Origin of the sequence: Marinobacter alkalisoli (genome assembly GCF_045449855.1) — a bacterium.
Lineage (GTDB): Bacteria > Pseudomonadota > Gammaproteobacteria > Pseudomonadales > Oleiphilaceae > Marinobacter.
This window is the reverse complement of sequence record NZ_JBJJLC010000048.1, coordinates 19,959-36,168: the sequence shown is the minus strand read 5'-3', so window position 1 is coordinate 36,168 and position 16,210 is coordinate 19,959. Positions and strand designations below refer to the sequence as shown.

13 protein-coding genes are annotated in these 16,210 nt (G+C 59.0%); 9 read left to right on the top strand and 4 right to left on the bottom strand.

What is annotated here, in order from left to right; all coding sequences use genetic code 11:
- Positions 1-13: 13 nt before the first annotated feature.
- The 3 genes from ACJO5Y_RS17530 to ACJO5Y_RS17520 all read left to right on the top strand — a co-directional run bounded on the left by ACJO5Y_RS17530 (position 14) and on the right by ACJO5Y_RS17520 (position 3,123).
- Positions 14-391, top strand: coding sequence for a DUF2237 family protein (locus tag ACJO5Y_RS17530; protein ID WP_406989023.1), 378 nt, complete (start codon positions 14-16; stop codon positions 389-391).
- Positions 391-2,541 (top strand): tRNA(Met) cytidine acetyltransferase TmcA, encoded by a 2,151-nt coding sequence (locus tag ACJO5Y_RS17525; RefSeq protein WP_406989022.1) that lies wholly within the window; start codon positions 391-393, stop codon positions 2,539-2,541. Before ACJO5Y_RS17530 ends, ACJO5Y_RS17525 begins: the two co-directional genes overlap by 1 nt.
- Before the next feature lie 69 nt (positions 2,542-2,610).
- The gene (locus tag ACJO5Y_RS17520) at positions 2,611-3,123 is read left to right on the top strand and encodes an ankyrin repeat domain-containing protein (protein WP_406989021.1); all 513 of its coding nucleotides are present in this window, start codon (positions 2,611-2,613) and stop codon (positions 3,121-3,123) included.
- 71 nt (positions 3,124-3,194) lie between these two features.
- Here the strand turns inward: ACJO5Y_RS17520 and ACJO5Y_RS17515 are convergent, their stop codons facing one another.
- The 4 genes from ACJO5Y_RS17515 to ACJO5Y_RS17500 all read right to left on the bottom strand — a co-directional run bounded on the left by ACJO5Y_RS17515 (position 3,195) and on the right by ACJO5Y_RS17500 (position 9,085).
- Positions 3,195-4,349: a porin gene (locus ACJO5Y_RS17515; protein WP_406989020.1), complete on the bottom strand. Its 1,155-nt coding sequence runs from the start codon at positions 4,347-4,349 to the stop codon at positions 3,195-3,197.
- A 124-nt stretch (positions 4,350-4,473) separates the two neighbouring features.
- Positions 4,474-5,658, bottom strand: coding sequence for an acyl-CoA dehydrogenase family protein (locus tag ACJO5Y_RS17510; protein ID WP_406989019.1), 1,185 nt, complete (start codon positions 5,656-5,658; stop codon positions 4,474-4,476).
- A gap of 17 nt (positions 5,659-5,675) precedes the next feature.
- Complete coding sequence (locus ACJO5Y_RS17505; protein WP_406989018.1) at positions 5,676-7,226, bottom strand: AMP-binding protein; 1,551 nt, start codon at positions 7,224-7,226, stop codon at positions 5,676-5,678.
- 167 nt (positions 7,227-7,393) lie between these two features.
- Complete coding sequence (locus ACJO5Y_RS17500) at positions 7,394-9,085, bottom strand: SulP family inorganic anion transporter (protein ID WP_406989016.1); 1,692 nt, start codon at positions 9,083-9,085, stop codon at positions 7,394-7,396.
- Between the two features lie 116 nt (positions 9,086-9,201).
- On the opposite strand from ACJO5Y_RS17500, the gene ACJO5Y_RS17495 reads away from it, so the two are divergent.
- The 6 genes from ACJO5Y_RS17495 to ACJO5Y_RS17470 all read left to right on the top strand — a co-directional run bounded on the left by ACJO5Y_RS17495 (position 9,202) and on the right by ACJO5Y_RS17470 (position 16,206).
- The gene (locus ACJO5Y_RS17495) at positions 9,202-10,203 is read left to right on the top strand and encodes an IclR family transcriptional regulator (RefSeq protein WP_406989015.1); all 1,002 of its coding nucleotides are present in this window, start codon (positions 9,202-9,204) and stop codon (positions 10,201-10,203) included.
- Between the two features lie 48 nt (positions 10,204-10,251).
- Positions 10,252-12,192 (top strand): alkyl/aryl-sulfatase, encoded by a 1,941-nt coding sequence (locus ACJO5Y_RS17490; RefSeq protein WP_406989182.1) that lies wholly within the window; start codon positions 10,252-10,254, stop codon positions 12,190-12,192.
- 5 nt (positions 12,193-12,197) lie between these two features.
- Entirely contained in the window at positions 12,198-13,139 is a 942-nt protein-coding gene (locus ACJO5Y_RS17485; RefSeq protein WP_406989013.1) for a LysR family transcriptional regulator, read from the top strand.
- A gap of 109 nt (positions 13,140-13,248) precedes the next feature.
- On the top strand, positions 13,249-14,208 hold the full coding sequence (locus tag ACJO5Y_RS17480) for a tripartite tricarboxylate transporter substrate binding protein (protein WP_406989012.1): 960 nt from the start codon (positions 13,249-13,251) through the stop codon (positions 14,206-14,208).
- Between the two features lie 36 nt (positions 14,209-14,244).
- The gene (locus tag ACJO5Y_RS17475) at positions 14,245-14,697 is read left to right on the top strand and encodes a tripartite tricarboxylate transporter TctB family protein (protein ID WP_406989011.1); all 453 of its coding nucleotides are present in this window, start codon (positions 14,245-14,247) and stop codon (positions 14,695-14,697) included.
- 9 nt (positions 14,698-14,706) lie between these two features.
- Positions 14,707-16,206 carry a tripartite tricarboxylate transporter permease gene (locus ACJO5Y_RS17470; RefSeq protein ID WP_406989010.1) on the top strand — a complete coding sequence of 500 codons (1,500 nt, stop codon included), beginning with the start codon at positions 14,707-14,709 and terminating at the stop codon, positions 16,204-16,206.
- Positions 16,207-16,210: the final 4 nt, after the last annotated feature.

Below are 16,210 nucleotides of genomic sequence, written 5' to 3'. Positions count from 1 at the left end.
AAAGGAGAGCATCATGCAGATGGCAGAAGCAGTAAATGTACTTGGCGAGCAGCTTGAAGCCTGTGGCAGGGATCCTGAGACCGGCTTCTACCGGGATGGCTGTTGCAACACCGGTCCGGACGACTTTGGCTCCCATACCGTCTGCGTTGTGGTCACCGACGACTTCCTGGCTTTCTCCAGAACCCGTGGCAATGACCTCAGCACTCCCAGGCCGGAATTCGGGTTTCCTGGCCTCAAGCCGGGGGACAACTGGTGCCTGTGCGCCGCGCGCTGGCAGGAAGCGTTCGAAGCCGGCTGTGCACCGAGGGTCAGGCTGCGCGCGACCCACCAGGCTGCCCTGGAAATCTGTGCGCTCACCGACTTCAAGACCCATGGAACCGACCTCAGCTAATGGGACCCGCCACCGCCAAGCCGGCACCGGACATTGACGCCTGGCGCAGACTGCAGCAACGGATGACCACCAGGGGTGAGCGCCGCCTTGTACTGCTGGAGGGTGACCGCGCCTGCGCCATCGACTGGCTCCGGCAGCTGTTGCCGGCCCTGCCATGGCAGGGCGGCATCTGGACGGGGAGGCCGGAGGTCGTGCCGGACGATCGTCTGCTTCCGGTGCCGCCGCAAAAGGCCCGCCAGTGGCTGGGGCGAGAGCTTGATGTGGTGGTCTGGGACGGCTGGCAGGGGAATTCTCCCGACAGTCTGGCGGCGTTGGCGGGTACCCTCAAAGCGGGCGGTTTGCTGATCTGGCTGATGCCGCCGCTGGATCAGTGGTCCACTTTCAACGATCCCGACTATGTCCGCACCGGCCTCGACGGGGCCGATCATCACCCGTTTGCCGCCAGGCTATCCACGGTTATCGCGGCATCGCCGGCGGTTATCCGCTTCAACCCGGCGGAGGACGCCGCCCCGGCCTTGCCGCAGTTGGATGGTCCGCGGCAACCGTTCGAGGTTGGCCAGACACGTGATCAACAACAGGCCATCGAGGCGATCATACATACCGGTCAGGGCCGTCGCCGCCGGCCGCTGGTACTCACCGCTGACCGTGGCCGGGGCAAGTCGGCGGCGTTGGGTATAGCGGCGGTCAAGCTGCTCCAGCAGGGCCGAAGGCATGTGGTGGTCACTGCGCCCGGTATCGAAGCCGTCGCGACCCTGTTCCATCATGCCAGGTTGACGGCCGGGGAGGGTGGTTATAAAGAAGGTCCGGCCGGAGAACTGGTGTTGCCGGAAGGTGCTTGCCTGAGCTACTTGCCGCCGGATCAACTGCTGGCTCAGGCGCCGGAAGCGGAGCTGATTCTGGTGGATGAAGCGGCGGCCCTGCCTGCCGAGCGTCTGGCGCGGATTCTCACCGGCTGGCCACGGGTGGTGTTCGCCTCCACCGTTCATGGTTATGAAGGGTCGGGGCGTGGTTTTGCCATCCGCTTTCGCCAGGTGCTTGATAGCCGTACCCCCCAGTGGCGCGGCGCGACCCTGAAAGCGCCCATCCGCTGGTCCGCCACCGATCCTCTGGAGCCGCTGATTTCACGGATGTTTCTTCTGCACGCCGATGCGCCCGATCAGGTACCCGGTGATGGAGAGACAAGAATAGAGCCCTGGGTCCCGGCCCGGGCCAGCGAACAGGAGCTGGCGGAAGCCTTTGGCCTGCTGGTGAACGCACACTACCGCACCACGCCCGCGGACCTGCGCCAATGGCTGGATGACCCCCAGGCGGTCAGCTGGCGACTGACGGTCGGAGGGCGGCTGGCGGGTGTGCTCTGGGCCAGACGGGAAGGGGGCCTGAGTCCGGAGCTGGCGGATCGGGTGATGCGCGGACAGCGTCGCGTGCGCGGCCACCTGTTGGCCCAGTCTCTCGCCAATCACAGTGGTTTTCCGGAAGCGGCCTGCTGTCACTGGCTGAGGGTGGTCAGGATTGCCGTGAGTGAGCAATGCCGGTCACGTGGTCTGGGAACCCAGCTGGTGGAAACCGCGTGCGCCTATGCGTCGGGCCGGGAATACGATGGGCTGGGTACCAGCTTTGGCGGCAGTGTGGCCCTGATCCGGTTCTGGCAGCAGGCAGGCCTGGCGCTGATCCGCCCGGGCATGACCCGGGAGACGAGTACCGGGGAATACCCGATCCAGATGCTCCGCAGCACCTCCGCACGCGGCGATGACCTGCTGCCAAGGATTCGCCGGCGCCTTGCCGAACACTGGCTGACCCTGGTTCCGCTCTACTGGCGGGATATGGACCCGGAACTGGTACACTTGCTGACAGCCGAACTGGCAAACGGACAGACCCTGAGTGACGAAGACCGCCGTGACCTGGAGAGCTTTGCCGGAGGCTATCGCGGTTTTGAGCTAATGGTGCCAGTATTGCGGAAAGTGAGCCTGGGGCTTGTCGCCGCCCGGGTTCTGGGCGAGAGCGACGACCGGGACCTGTGGCTTCGCCGGGTGCTCCAGGGTTGGTCGTGGCCAGAATTACAGGACGTCGGACTGTGTGAGGGACACAAGGACGGCGAGCGGCGATTGCGTCGGTTGGTCGGCAATATCATGCAGAACTCCGGTAACTTGTGACCGGCTCGATTTAATTCCTGCCCGGACCTGATCAGAATACGGTCAGAAAACACCAACAGAGACCTCATAATGGCCAAGGGAACCGGCACCCGCTGTATTTCACCCTTAGTATTCTGCTTCCTGTCGCTTTTTATCAGTAGCTGCACATCCGGTCCCCCGACACCGACGGACTTGGAGCGGATCCATTCCCTGGCTGTTGGCGATGGCGAAACACCGCTGATGGTGGCTTCCGAGAGTGGCAGTCGCCGGCTCGTGCAGCAGTTACTATCCGCCGGAGCGCAGGTGAATGCGGTGGACGCACGGGGTTCGACACCGGTTATTCGCGCCGCCCGCAACGGTCACGTGTCGGTGGTCAAACTGCTGGTCGCGGCCGGAGCCAACGTCAATGTTAGTCAGGACGGGCGCTCGTTGCTGATGCACATTGTCGAGAGTGGCGACATGCTGACCTCTGAAAGGCTTCTCGCCGCCGGCGCGGACGTCAACTACCGCTCGGGGGCTGGAATGACGGCCCTGGATGTGGCCCGGAACAACCATAACCGGGATCTGGAGATGCTGTTGATTCAGGCGGGGGCCAAGTTCTAGATCGACAGAAAAAAGCCCTGACACCAGGGTCAGGGCAAACTCCGTGCGTTGGGAGGGAATGCATGGAGGGGTTAGAAAGAGTACTGAGCCCCTACGGAGAGTGCGAACGGTGATCCCCCGCGAACGGTGGAGACACGATCGCCATGGGCATAGTCAGCTGTTCCGTAACGGCCGTTATCGTCGTTATCGGTCATGGTCGCGACCACATGCAGCGCCACGGGACGATAGGGCAGGTAGTAGGCGCCAACTGAGTATTGATCGGCGCCGTCATCACCTAACGCAAAATCCGATTCTCCGGCTCTTGCCCACTGGGTGCCAATGAGGAAGCGCGGCGTGAGTTTATACCGGGCGAAGACGGCATACTCCTCCCGTGACAGGGTGCCAGCCGCTGCCGAGAGGTCTGTGTCGATATCCCCGTACATGGCGCCGACGGTGGTTCTGGTGCCCTGGTACTTGATACCTGCCCGCCAGGCTTTGATTTCACCACCGAAGGCCTCTGACCAGTTTTCGTAGGTGCCCATGAAGGTCAGGTTTTTCAGCGCGTAACTGGCACTCAGGCTGTAAAGATCGCCGTCGTTGTTGTCAATGAAACGGTCCGAGGTGTCCTCAAGGCTTCTTTGGCCATCCATCGAATACAGCGCTGCCAGCTGAAAGCCCCCGACTCCATGATTCCACTGGATGGCGTTCTGAGCCCTCAGGTCCAGTCGGGCCGGTGACTGGGAACTCTTGCCAATGATGGCGTGGGGGTCGCCCACAGTGGATGAGTAAATGGTGCTGTTCAGGCCCATTCTCTTGTAGGGCGTGTCCATATGGCCGGCACGAAATAATCCGACTGGCGTCTGCAGCCCCAGGAAGGTATCCCGGGTACCGAGGGTATCCCCACCGTCGTTGTCGGGATTGAATTTCTGTTCGAGCTGCCAGACCACCTTGTAGGGCTCGTCCGCCAGTCCGTACGAACCCCTTAGGCCGAAAAGGGTGGTATTGGATGACAGGCCCACGCTGCCATCGGTGAGGCCGATGGATTGATCCTCCGGAGTGTCTCCCAGGTCCGAGTCGGCGTAGTCGACGGACAGCCTGATGACGCCATAGAGCTCAAGGGTTTCCCGGGTTTCCGGGTTCTGGTCGATATCTATATCGATCTCGTATGCGGCAACTGGAACGGACAGGACCGTCAGGCCAGTGAACGCGAGTGGCAGAATGGCATTTCTTGTCAGTGTGTTTTGCATGTCAATCTCCTGTTGTATTTGTTGTTTGTGGTTGTGGTTTGCGGGTTTTAAGGCAAAGCGGGCCTTATGGGGCCAGGCCACGTCTGGCCCCGGAAAAGTAATGAATCGGTGTGTGTCTGGACGGCTAGCTAGCGGCTTTCAGGTCTTTCAGCATGCCTTTGGCGATGGTGTTGCGCTGGATTTCACTGGTGCCGGTCACTATGCGGTACATGCGCAGCGCCCGGAATATCCATTCCACCTTGCTGCCTTTCATCAGGCCGGCGCCGCCGTGAATCTGGATTGCGCGATCGGCGATCTGGAAGGCGCGCTCCGAGGCAAAGAGCTTGCACATCGCCGAGGCTTCCCGGGTGTCTTCTCCGCGATCCAGTCTGCTTGCGACATCAAGCACCATGCTGCGTGCGGCATGCAGCTCCGTAGCCATATCGGCCAGCATGTGCTGGATGGCCTGGAAGCTGGCGATCGGCGTGCCAAACTGTTCGCGGCTTGTTGCATAACTGGCCGCTTCCATCAGCGCCTGGCGAGCAAGGCCCAGCATGGTTGGGCAATGCAGCAAACGGTTTACATTGATTCGGGACATGCCGAGCAGGAAGCCGCGACCGAGTCCGCCGACGATGTGACTTTCCGGAACCCGGACATTGTCCAGGCGTATGTCGGCGTGGCTTCGTTGGCCGGAAATCGGCAGGTAATCGCTGTTCAGCGATACGCCCGACCTATCGAAATCCACTAGAAAGGCAGTGACGCCCTTGGCACCAGCCTCCGGATCGGTCACGGCCATGAGAATGGCAAAATCCGCATAGGGTGCGCCTGAGATGTAGCGCTTCTGTCCGTTCAGGACGTAGTGATCACCCTCCTTCACCGCCCGTGTGGCTAAGCGGCTGGCGTCGGATCCGGCATTGGGCTCGGTCAAAGCAAAACAGCAGGTGCGCTCGGCACGCACTACGGGCAGGAAATGGGTTTCCAGCTGTTTCTCCGTGGCAAACTGAAACAAATGACCAACCCTGGGTGGTCCGCCAAGCTCTCCGAGGACGTGAGCCCCGAGTTTCGCTCCGGCAGAGACGACGTCTTCCTTCAAAAGGCACTGGTCGTATATGGTCAGCCCGCGGCCCCCAAGTTTTTCCGGTAGCTGCGCACCGTAAAGACCCGCCTCCCGGGAGGCTTTCCAGACCTGGCGCAACAGATCAATGGGCACCTCGGATTCGTAGGTGATGCGGTGTTCCTGTTCCAGTGGTTTCAGGTAATTCTCGATGAATTCGCGGGCTTCACGGCGAACCTGCTCGCCCGTTTCCGTCCCGGTAAATGTCTCAAACATGATCATGCCTCCGCGTGTTAACCGACCTGACGGTCCTGTTGCTGCCAGTATTTTTCCCGCACCAGGCGACGAGCGACTTTGCCGTTGGGATTTTTGGGCAGCTCTTCGGTGAACTGGATGGATCTCGGTTTCTTGAATCGCGCCAGGCGCGCGGCGCAGAATGTCGCCAGCTCGTTTTCCGAGACGGACGCTCCCGGCTTGGGGACCACCAGGGCGGTGATGCTCTCGCCCCACTCCTCATCCGGCACCCCGACCACGCAGCATTCGGACACGGCGGGATGATCAAAGAGGACGGATTCGACCTCGGCCGGGTAGACATTGAAACCGCCGGAAATGATCATGTCCTTCTTGCGGTCGATGATGTAGAAGAAACCTTCCTCATCCGCGGTCGCGATATCACCGGTGTGGTACCAGCCATCCTTCATCACTTCCGCCGTCAGATCCGGCGCCCGCCAATAGCCTTGCATCACATCAGGGCCGCGCACGAGGATTTCCCCCGGCTTGCCGGTTGCCACGGGGTTGCCGGCGTCGTCGGCAATGATGACGTCCGACTCGCCAAAGGCGCGTCCGCAGGACGCCAGCAACTCCGGTTTGTCAGCGAGACCGCGAATGTGGTCCGAGGTGAGCAGAGTAGTGATGGTGGATGTGGTTTCGCCTGCGCCGTAGCCCTGCATGAAAATGGGCCCGAAAGCGTCAATCGCCTCGCGCAGTCGTGCCGGTGCCATGGGGGCTGCGCCATAGGTGATGCGATTGAGGCTGGACAGGTCGTACTTGCCACCTTGTTGGGCATCCAGAAGGCGATAGATCATTGTGGGGACTGCAAAGAAGCGGGTGATCTTCTCACGCTCGATGGTGGCCAGCAGAGAGTCGATATCGAAGCGATCAACGAGGTAGTTGCACCCCCCGTTAAACAGCACCGGCATGATCTGCATGCCACTGGCATGGGTGACCGGCCCGACGTGCGCCACTTTTTCGACGTCGTTGCTGCGGGCCTCTGGGAGCATGAGAGATTTACGAATCAATGCCATGCGGTTGCCGAATGTCTGCACTGCTGCTTTCAGCCGACCAGAAGAGCCGGATGTGTAATGCAGAACGGCGGGTGCGTCGGGATCGAGTTCGATGTCAGGTGAGTTCGGCGCGCCTTCGGCGAGCAGCCCTTCGTAATGAGTGCTGCCGGATTTTCCAATCACCACAATATGTTCAATGGAGGGCAGGTCAGCCTGTTGATCCTGTACTTGTTCGGCATGCTCCGGGCCAACAATCAGAACTCGGGCATCGGCATCCTCGAGTACGTGAATGGCCTCATCCAGGGACAGTCGGGCGTTCAGTGGTGCCTTTACCAGACCGGCTTTGTAAAGCGCCACCTCAATCTCAACCAGCTCTTTGCGGTTGAGCGAGTACATGGCTACCCGGTCGCCAGGCTCGAGCCCGAGGCCCAACAGGGCATTCGCCAACTGGCTGGAGCGTTGGTCCAGTTCGTCGTAGGTAATTGAGCCCCTGGAATCAGCGACGGCGGGTGCGGTCGGCCAGTACCGTGCACTGCGACTGATAAATCGACCGAGGTTCATTGTTTTCTCCTTGTGTTCGGCGTTTCACAGAGTCATATCCAGATGATGCCGACAGAAAGAGATCAAGAAAAATATTATTTTTATTTGTTAGGTATCATGAAAAATGATGTCTAAAGGGAAGGTTGTGGGTAAGCCGCCTGGAAAAGCCTTGTGCGGCGGCTCCGGGCTCAGGTCAGCGAGTCAATGGCCTTCTCATCAGTGGCATAGATGTGTTCTTCCCTGATCAGTTGCGACAGCCCCGACCGCGACAGTGCTTCCCGGACGGCAAGCTTAGGTCCGGACAGGCAGAGCGTGATGCCTCTTGAGTCAAGGAAAGACCAGATATCCCGTAACGTGTCGAGACCCGTGGAATCCACCTGGTTCAGTGACGATGCCGAGATCAGCAGCACTCGAATATTCGGATCGGCGTCTACTTTTTTGCGGATGTAGCGCTCGAGCATGGGGGCGGTCAGATAGGTCAATGAAGCGTCCATGCGCACGCCCAGCACGCCTTCGGCAATGGGCGGAAGTTCGTAGAGCTTGCGGTCGCGAAAACCGCCGCTCTCATGGACACCCAGTTCAATGATGCGGGGCATGGCGTGGTGGTGGAGGAACGCCAGCAGGGAGGCGCCCATTCCCGCCAGGATTCCCCAATACAGATTGGGTACGGTTGCCAAGGTCACGATCAGTGTGACCAGTGCAACAAAGCCGTCCTTGGGGTTTTCCCGGCAGAGTCGGGTCAGTGACCGGATATCGATCAGTTGAGTGACCGGCACGATAATGATGGCGGCCAGGACCGCCGTGGGCAGGTGATACAGCAGCTGCGTCAGTCCGAACAGGGAAATTAGCACGATCAGCGATGCCAGGAGGGTTGCCCTGGCGGTTTTGGCGCCGCTGTAGGCGTTCAGTGCGGTGCGTGAAAAGGAGCCACTGACCGGAAAGGCACCGCTGAAACCGCTGGCTATTTTCGCCAGGCCCTGGCCGATGAGCTCCTGATTGCGGTTCCAGGGTTCGCCTGTTATCCGGGACATGGTGCGGCAACTGGACATCGCCTCGGTAAAGCTGATCAGGGCGATAATGGCAGCCGGCAGCAACAGAGCCAGATGCTGATCCAGCGAGAGGGTGAATGGCAGGGTCAGCCCCGGCAGGCCACTGTCGATAGAGCCAACGATGGCGCCGCCCAGTCCGTCAAACCCTGCCAGCAGGCTCGCTGCGACCCCTATCAGACACACAACCATCACGCCGGGCAGTCGTGAAGAAAACCGTTTGAGTGCAACCAGGGCCAGCATAGATCCCACGCCGAAACCGGCGGTCACCGCCAGGCGCACGGGTTCTTCCCGCCACGCTTGGGTGATGTGCGACAACCAGTGGCCATCAGCGCCGGAGGCAAAGCCCAATAGCGCCGGTAACTGGGAGATAATAATGATAACAGCGGCGGCATTGACGAAGCCCTGAACAACGGCATTCGACACCAGATTGGCCAGAATGCCCATCCGGAAGGCACCCATGAAAAACTGCATCAGACCGGAATAGACGGCGAGCCATATCGCCATGGCGATCCACTCTGGCGAGCCTGCAGCGGCCAATGGTTGCAGGGCGGCGAAGGTCAGCAGGCTTGTCAGTGCAACCGGCCCCACCGCCAGCAGGGAAGACGATCCGAACAGCGCCCCGACAATGCCGGGCAGCAAGGCGGCGTAGAGGCCGGTGACCGGAGGCATACCAGCGAGCTGGGCATAGGCCAGTGCCTGGGGGACCAATACCAGGCCAACGGTTATGCCCGCGATGGCATCGGCTCTTACCTGGCCTTTGGTGGGCGCGGGCCATGCCAGGAACGGGAAGAGTCTGATCAGCAGGCCGCCAAGAGGTGTTTTTGGATTCATTGCGTCTCCATTCAGAGAGTGACCGCGGGAAAGTGTCGTTAAGTTTTCGTACAAACGAAGTTGACATGCGATCCAAAAAATTACGAATATAGTAATCGATATCGGAGATTGTAATTATGTCGGACCCTAAAAACCAGTTAAGAACCCTCTCCAGAGGCCTGGATGTCCTCGAGTTGATTGAAGCGGCTCCCGCTCCGGTCTCGTTGACAGAGTTGGCACGTCAGATGGGAGAGTCTACGCCCATCGTGTTCAGAATCCTGCAGACCCTGGAAGAACGCAAGTACGTCTATCGCCGCGAGAGTGACAAGCGTTACACCCTCTCTGGTCGGCAGTCGGCCAGGGGCACGGTGTTCAGGGTGATGACGTTGTTGCGGGTGATTGCTGGCAGCGCATCCAGGGGGCGTTCACTGACTGAGTTGGCTTCCGGCACCGGGTTCGAAGCGGCGGTGGTTCAGGAATTGCTGGATCCGCTCATGGAGCGGGGAATTGTGGAAGTTAATCGTCTGGGTGAGGACCGGTGGCGCATGTCCGCCAAAGTCCTGGAGTTTGTTCGCCCCCTGCTTGCCGAAAATGACCTGACCACACAGCTGATCCCGGTGATGGAGCGTCTGGGGGCGGAAACCTCCGAAACCATCTCGCTTTTCCGGAGAATCAGCGACGAGCACGTGTTGACGGCTGTCCAGCCTAGCCGGCAGCCAATTCGTTATGTCATGGAAGTGGGTGAACGATTTCCCCTCCACCTGGGCGCGGCCGGGAAGGCAGAGCTGGCATTTATTTCTTCGGAGCAGAAGGCTCGGATACTGCAGCGATTGGGGGAAACTTCTTCTGCTCCCGATAAAGACCAGATGGATCGCCTTAACGCCGAACTGGAGCTCGTACGTCAACGGCGATACGCCGTTTCCGTAGGTGAGCGGGTAGAAGGAGCCACCGCAGTGGCATCACCCGTCAGGGACGCCGCAGGAGCTGTTTGTGGCGTGCTCAGTATCATGATGCCCTCCTTTCGGGTCAGTGACGAGCAGCTCCACCAGATGGGCGAAGCTCTGGTGAGCGCCTTGCAGAACGTATTCATCCCGGCCACGGGGGAGCAGTTCTGGCAGGGCCTTTCGCCCAAAGAATGACAAGGGCGCGCGGCGCCAAACAAACCATCAGGAGAAATCATCGTGAATATGCAGCCCGGTGTTATCAGCGCTGAACCAGGGACCAAAGACGCGGAGTCAGAAACAATCCGAAAGCATCAGGCATGCTTGCATTCCATGCCGTTTGAAGACGATGCGGACTTCGAAGATGCCTGGAGGGGGTTGGTGGCAAAGCCGCACGTTGAAACCGTGGAACGAGCTGATGGGAAGATCGCCTGGGATTTCCGTGCCTATGACTTCGAGCAGGAGGAGCAGGCGCCGCTGACGGTTAACCCCAGCCTTTGGCGCCTTGCCCGGCTGAATAACATTGCCGGCCTGTTTCAGGTAACGGACCGGATCTATCAGATTCGTGGCTTCGATTTGTCCAACATGAATATTATTGAGGGTGACACCGGGCTGATTGTCATGGATCCGCTGGTGTCGACTGAGGTTGCCGCAGCGGGGATAGAGCTCTATTTTCAGCACCGGCCCCGAAAGCCCGTGGTTGCAGTGATTTACACCCATTGCCATGTTGACCACTTTGGTGGAGTGAAAGGAGTTGTTGACGAGGCCGACGTGAAGTCCGGGAAAGTGTCTATCCTCGCCCCTGACGGTTTTATGGAAGAGGCAGTCAGCGAGAATATCCTGGCCGGTGCAGCCATGGGGCGTCGTGCTCAGTACATGTATGGCGGGCTATTGCCCAAAGATCCCAGGGGGCAGGTGGACGCAGGACTGGGGAAGGCTACGTCCAGAGGAACCGTTACCCTGATTGCTCCAACAGACCTGGTCAGGGAGTCCATCGAGAACCGTGTGATTGATGGGTTGGAAGTGGAGCTCCAGCTGACGCCGGGAACCGAAGCACCGGCGGAAATGAATCTGTACTTCCCATCATTGCGGGCCCTCTGTGTGGCCGAGAATGCCTGTCGCTGCCAGCACAACATCCTGACCATACGCGGTGCACAGGTCCGGGATCCGAAAATCTGGTCCTATTATCTTGGGGAAACCCTGGCCCGTTACGGTGACAAATCGGACGTGCTGTTTGCCCAGCATCATTGGCCTACCTGGGGTCAGGGAAATATTCGCACCTTCCTGGAAGACCAGCGGGACATGTACGCGTTCCTGAATGATGAAACCCTGCGGTTGCTAAACCATGGCCTGACGCCGCTGGACATCGCCGACCACCTTCGGAAATTACCTGATCCCCTGGCGCAAAAATGGTACAGCCGCGATTATTACGGGTCCGTCAGCCACAACGTGCGGGCGGTCTACCAGCGTTACATGGGATTCTATGACGCCAATCCGGCCAACCTGAACCCGTTGCCAACGGTGGAGTCGGCACGCCGGCATATCGACTGGATGGGAGGCGCGGAGGCCGTTCTTCATAAAGCGAGAGCGTCATTTGCACAGGGTGATTATCGTTGGGTGGCTGAAATCGTTAACAAAGTAGTCTTCGCAGATCCTGATAACCAGGCGGCGCGTCAGTTGCAGGCAGACGCACTGGAGCAACTGGGCTATCAGTGTGAGAATACAACCTGGCGTAATGCCTACCTGACCGGGGCCATGGAGCTTCGGCACGGCGTTGCCGAGCCCGGAAACAAAGGCGGTGTGCCCAGTGACTTGCTCAAAGCACTGACACCCTCCCAGTTTTTTGATGTGCTGGCCGTGCGACTCAATGCCGGTAAAGTATCGAGAAAGGACGTCGCCATTAACTGGTACTTTACCGATACTGCCGTGTGTTACTCCCTGACGCTCCGCAATGGCGTGTTGACCCATCGCCAGGACGATCGATTTGATCACGCCGATGTGGAGGTGCAGATGGCTCAGGCTCTACTGCCGGTCGTGGGCGGTAGACCTGCCGCCATGCAGGAGGCCATCAAAAAGGGTGATATCCGGTTCCTGGGCGATGCCAGTGAGCTACTGACGCTGTTTTCATCGCTGGATCGGTTCTCGGGACGATTCAATATCGTCACACCTGCGACTTTGCCGGAGTGAGCGCAATGAATTTCAAGCATCTTCGGTCTCTGGTGGCCGTTTGGGAAGAAGGCAGCTTTTCCGCGGCGGCGGAAAAGCTGAATATTGTCCAGCCAGCCCTGAGCCAGCACATCATTGCCCTTGAGCGGGAGTTCGAGGCGGAGCTGTTCAAGCGTACGCGCCGGGGGGTGGATATCACCCCGACGGGAAAACGCCTGCTGAGCCACGCGCTGCTGATCCTGAAAAATACGGAGATCGCCAGGAACGATATCAAGGCCTCTCTGAACAATGAGCCGGCCGGCGAGGTGTCGGTCGCACTACCGTTCACCATGGCTCATTACCTGGCGCCGCGATTGATTTATGCCATTGAACAATCCTATCCCCGGGTCAACATTCAGATTGTCGAGGGCCTGAGCTCGGACACTGGCAATGTAATCGACACGGGCAAGGTCGAGATTGGCGTGATTCCCAGCGCGGCGGAGCTGGAAAATGCCGAAGCGATTCCCGTGCTCCAGGAGTATTTTTGCCTGATTGGCCAGCGGAGCCGTCCGGAATGCTCAACGGAGCCTGTGCCACTGGCGGAAGCCGTGAGCGCACCGCTGGTGTTGGGCGACCGGCAGTTGAGCATGCGGCGGGTCCTGGATGAGCAGGTGCTGGCCATTGGAGCCTCGTTAAACCTGCGCATGAGTCAGAATTCGCCGCGTACTCTCAGTGGTCTTATAGATTTCGGTATGGCTTGCACCATCTCCAATGTGGTCACTGCCGGTGGGCGCCAGGGGATGTCCCGGAACCATTTCGCTCGCAGGATCGTTGAACCGGAAGTGACCCGCACCATTTCCCTGGCCTGGCCAAGGAACCGTCCGCTTTCCCGTCCCGCCGAGTGTGTCCGTGATGTCCTTATGGGAATCATGCGGGATGCTGTCCGTGTGGGGGATTGGGAGGGAGAGCTGATCGCTGCTGACCGGTGACATCATAAAATATGATTGCCGGCATTCTGAAATAGTATTTTATTTGATCTTGTCGCGCGGATAAGGTGGATCTGAAACCAACAATAATGCGACATAGAGGTATCTGGTTATGCAAGTCCTTTCCTGGGGCGGTTCTGCCGCACGCATCATGGCCGTTTTTCTCTCCGTGCTCTTCCTCGGTGTGTTTCCCGGTATTTCCACTGCTGAGACGTGGCCAACCAAGCCCCTCACTCTGATGGTCGGGTTCGGCGCCGGCGGTGGTGCTGACACCCTGTCCCGGCTGGTGGCCCGGGAGCTGGAAAAGGAAGTCGGGCAACCGGTCGTTGTGAAGAACGTACCGGGTGGCGGCGGGGTGGTGATGGCCACGAAGCTGAAAAATGCAGAACCCGACGGCCATACGTTCGGGCTGGCTGCCAACTCTTCCTTCGACAGCATGCCCTGGTTGGCGGATCTCGATTACACCGCCGGGGATTTCGATTACCTCACCACGGTAACCCAGTTGCAGAGCGCCATCGTGGCGAGTGGTGATGCGCCCTTTTCCTCCTGGGATGAGATGGTTGAACACGGTAGGGAGCATGGCCTTACCTACGCTTCGATCTCGCCCATCACCCGCAGGTTCATCAATCTGGTCGCGGAAAAAGAAGGCATCGATATCCGTATCATTCCCATGCGCGGTGGTCTGGAAATCATGAACAGCCTGATCGGGGGACATGTTGATATTGCCTGGAGCGCCGGGGTTCATCAGGCCTTCCTTTCTGACGGAAAAATTCAGGTTCTTGCTGCACTGAACGATGCGCGGCTGAAAACCTCGCCGGAGAAGCCAACCGTGAGCGAACTGGGGTATGAAAATTCTTACACAGCCTACTTTATGTTCGCGACCCCGAAGGACGTTCCCGAGCCTGTTTTCCGGAAGCTCGCCAGCGCCCTTCAGAAAGCGAGTTCTGCCCCGGAAGTTGCCAAGCTCGCCGAGGAGCGTATGGCGTTTCCCAACGTGGTTCTTGATCCCGAGGCGCTGGAGACATTCATCCTGGATAACTCCGCCCACTACCGTGAGGAATTCCGGCAGTAATGCCGGCATTCCCCATCTGACCGGAGCTGAAGACTCATGACAGAACAAAAAGTCGATCTCTGGGCTGGCGCGATCATTCTCATTGCCGGTCTCGCTGCCACCTTTTATGTCATCCCGTTCCACGTAGACGGTGGATTCGGCTTCGGGCTATCGCCCCGATTCTTTCCGTACATCTGTTCCGTGGCCATCACCGCTCTGGGCGCTGTTCTGGTGTTTTCCCGAATGTCTGGCAAAGGAAACGCCGACAAGCGTTCACCGCTGACAACCAGGGTTTCAGGGCGCCTTGCACTTTTTTCGGGTTTGTTGGCCGGCGGGCTTCTGGTGATGACTATCTGGGGCTATCTGCCTGGAGGAATGCTCCTGGTCGCCGCATTCATGATCGCCATGGGAGAAAAGCGTCCGCACTGGATTATTCCCACCGCTGTCTGCTGGCCGTTGTTTCTATGGCTGCTTTTCGAAAAACTTCTTGAGACTCCACTGCCGGGCTAGGTCGTTATGATGAATGAAATTCTCCTGGGATTGTCCGACGCACTGACGTTAACCAATTTTCTCTACATTGCTGCGGGTGTTTTGATTGGACAGGTGTTCGCTGCAGCCCCCGGAGTCGGGGCGTTGACTGCGGTAACCATAGCCGTACCCTTTACTTTTTACCTGAGCCCGGTGACTGCAATCGGCTTCTTGGTAGGTATTAACAAAGGGGGGACTCTGGGTGGGGCTGTCTCCTCGATACTCATGAATACACCGGGGTCACCGGAAGCGACGGCAACTGCATTCGATGGCTACCCCATGGCGAAGAAAGGCCGGGCATTGAAAGCGTTGAGAACCGCGCATGCCTCTTCTGTGACCGGAGACGCCATCAGTGACATGGTGCTATTCCTGGTCGCCGCGCCCCTGTCGATTGTGGCTCTCCAGATGGGGCCTGCCGAAATGGCGGCGGTGATACTGGTGGCGTTGGTGGTCGTAGGGGGGCTTGTCGGGGACTCCATTGTAAAAGGGCTGATTGCCGCATTTTTGGGTGTGTTGTTCAGTCTGGTGGGAACCGACCCTGAAACAGCGGGTGGTCGCTTTACGTTTGGTGTTCCCGAGCTGATGGATGGTCTTTCCATTAGCGCGGTGGGGATCGGGGTTCTGGCACTGGGCGAGATCTTTCGACAGATGGTGTTCCACAGGGATGACGTCCATGGTGACGCCCAGGTGGCCGAACTGGGAACCAGGGAGGCCAATCGCTTTCGCTGGCGGGATTTTCGCTTTGTGGCGCCAACCATTCTCAGGTCGTCGGCAATAGGCACGGTTATCGGGGCGATTCCCGGCCTTGGCTCTACCGCAGCGGCATTCCTGGGCTATGCCTCGGCGAAACGGGCAGCGCCGGACCCGGATTCCTTCGGTAAAGGGGATATCCGTGGTGTGGCAGCCACCGAAGCCGCCAATACAGCGGTTGTCGGTGCAAACTTTATTCCGCTGCTTTCCCTGGGGATTCCCGGCAATGTGGCGGCGGCCCTGATTCTCGGGGCGTTTATTATTCACGGAATTTCCCCGGGCCCACAGTTGTTCACAGAACAACCGAGACTGGTTTACGCTCTTTTCGGCGCCATGATGATCGGGACCTTCTGGAACCTCATCATCGGCCTGTTTAGCATGAAACTGTTCTCGAAAGTGGTGCAGCTGCCCCTGGTACTGGTTCTACCTTGTGTCGTGCTGTTGTGTGTCACGGGTATTGTGGTCGCGACCAACCTGTTCAGTGCCTGGTTGCTGGTCGGATTCGCGGTTATGGGCTTTCTGATGAGGATTCTGGACTTCTCATTTGTGACGTTCATTATCGGTTTTGTGCTGGGTCCGATGTTTGAGCTGAACATCCGACAAACCGTTCTGCTGGCCGATGGCAATCTGAGCTTCCTGCTCGGACGGCCCATTGCCTGTGGATTTATCCTGTTGGCGCTATTTATAGCCTGGCGGCTCGCAAAACGCCGCAGGGCTGGTGAGGCTCAGCTGTCGATGTGAAAGT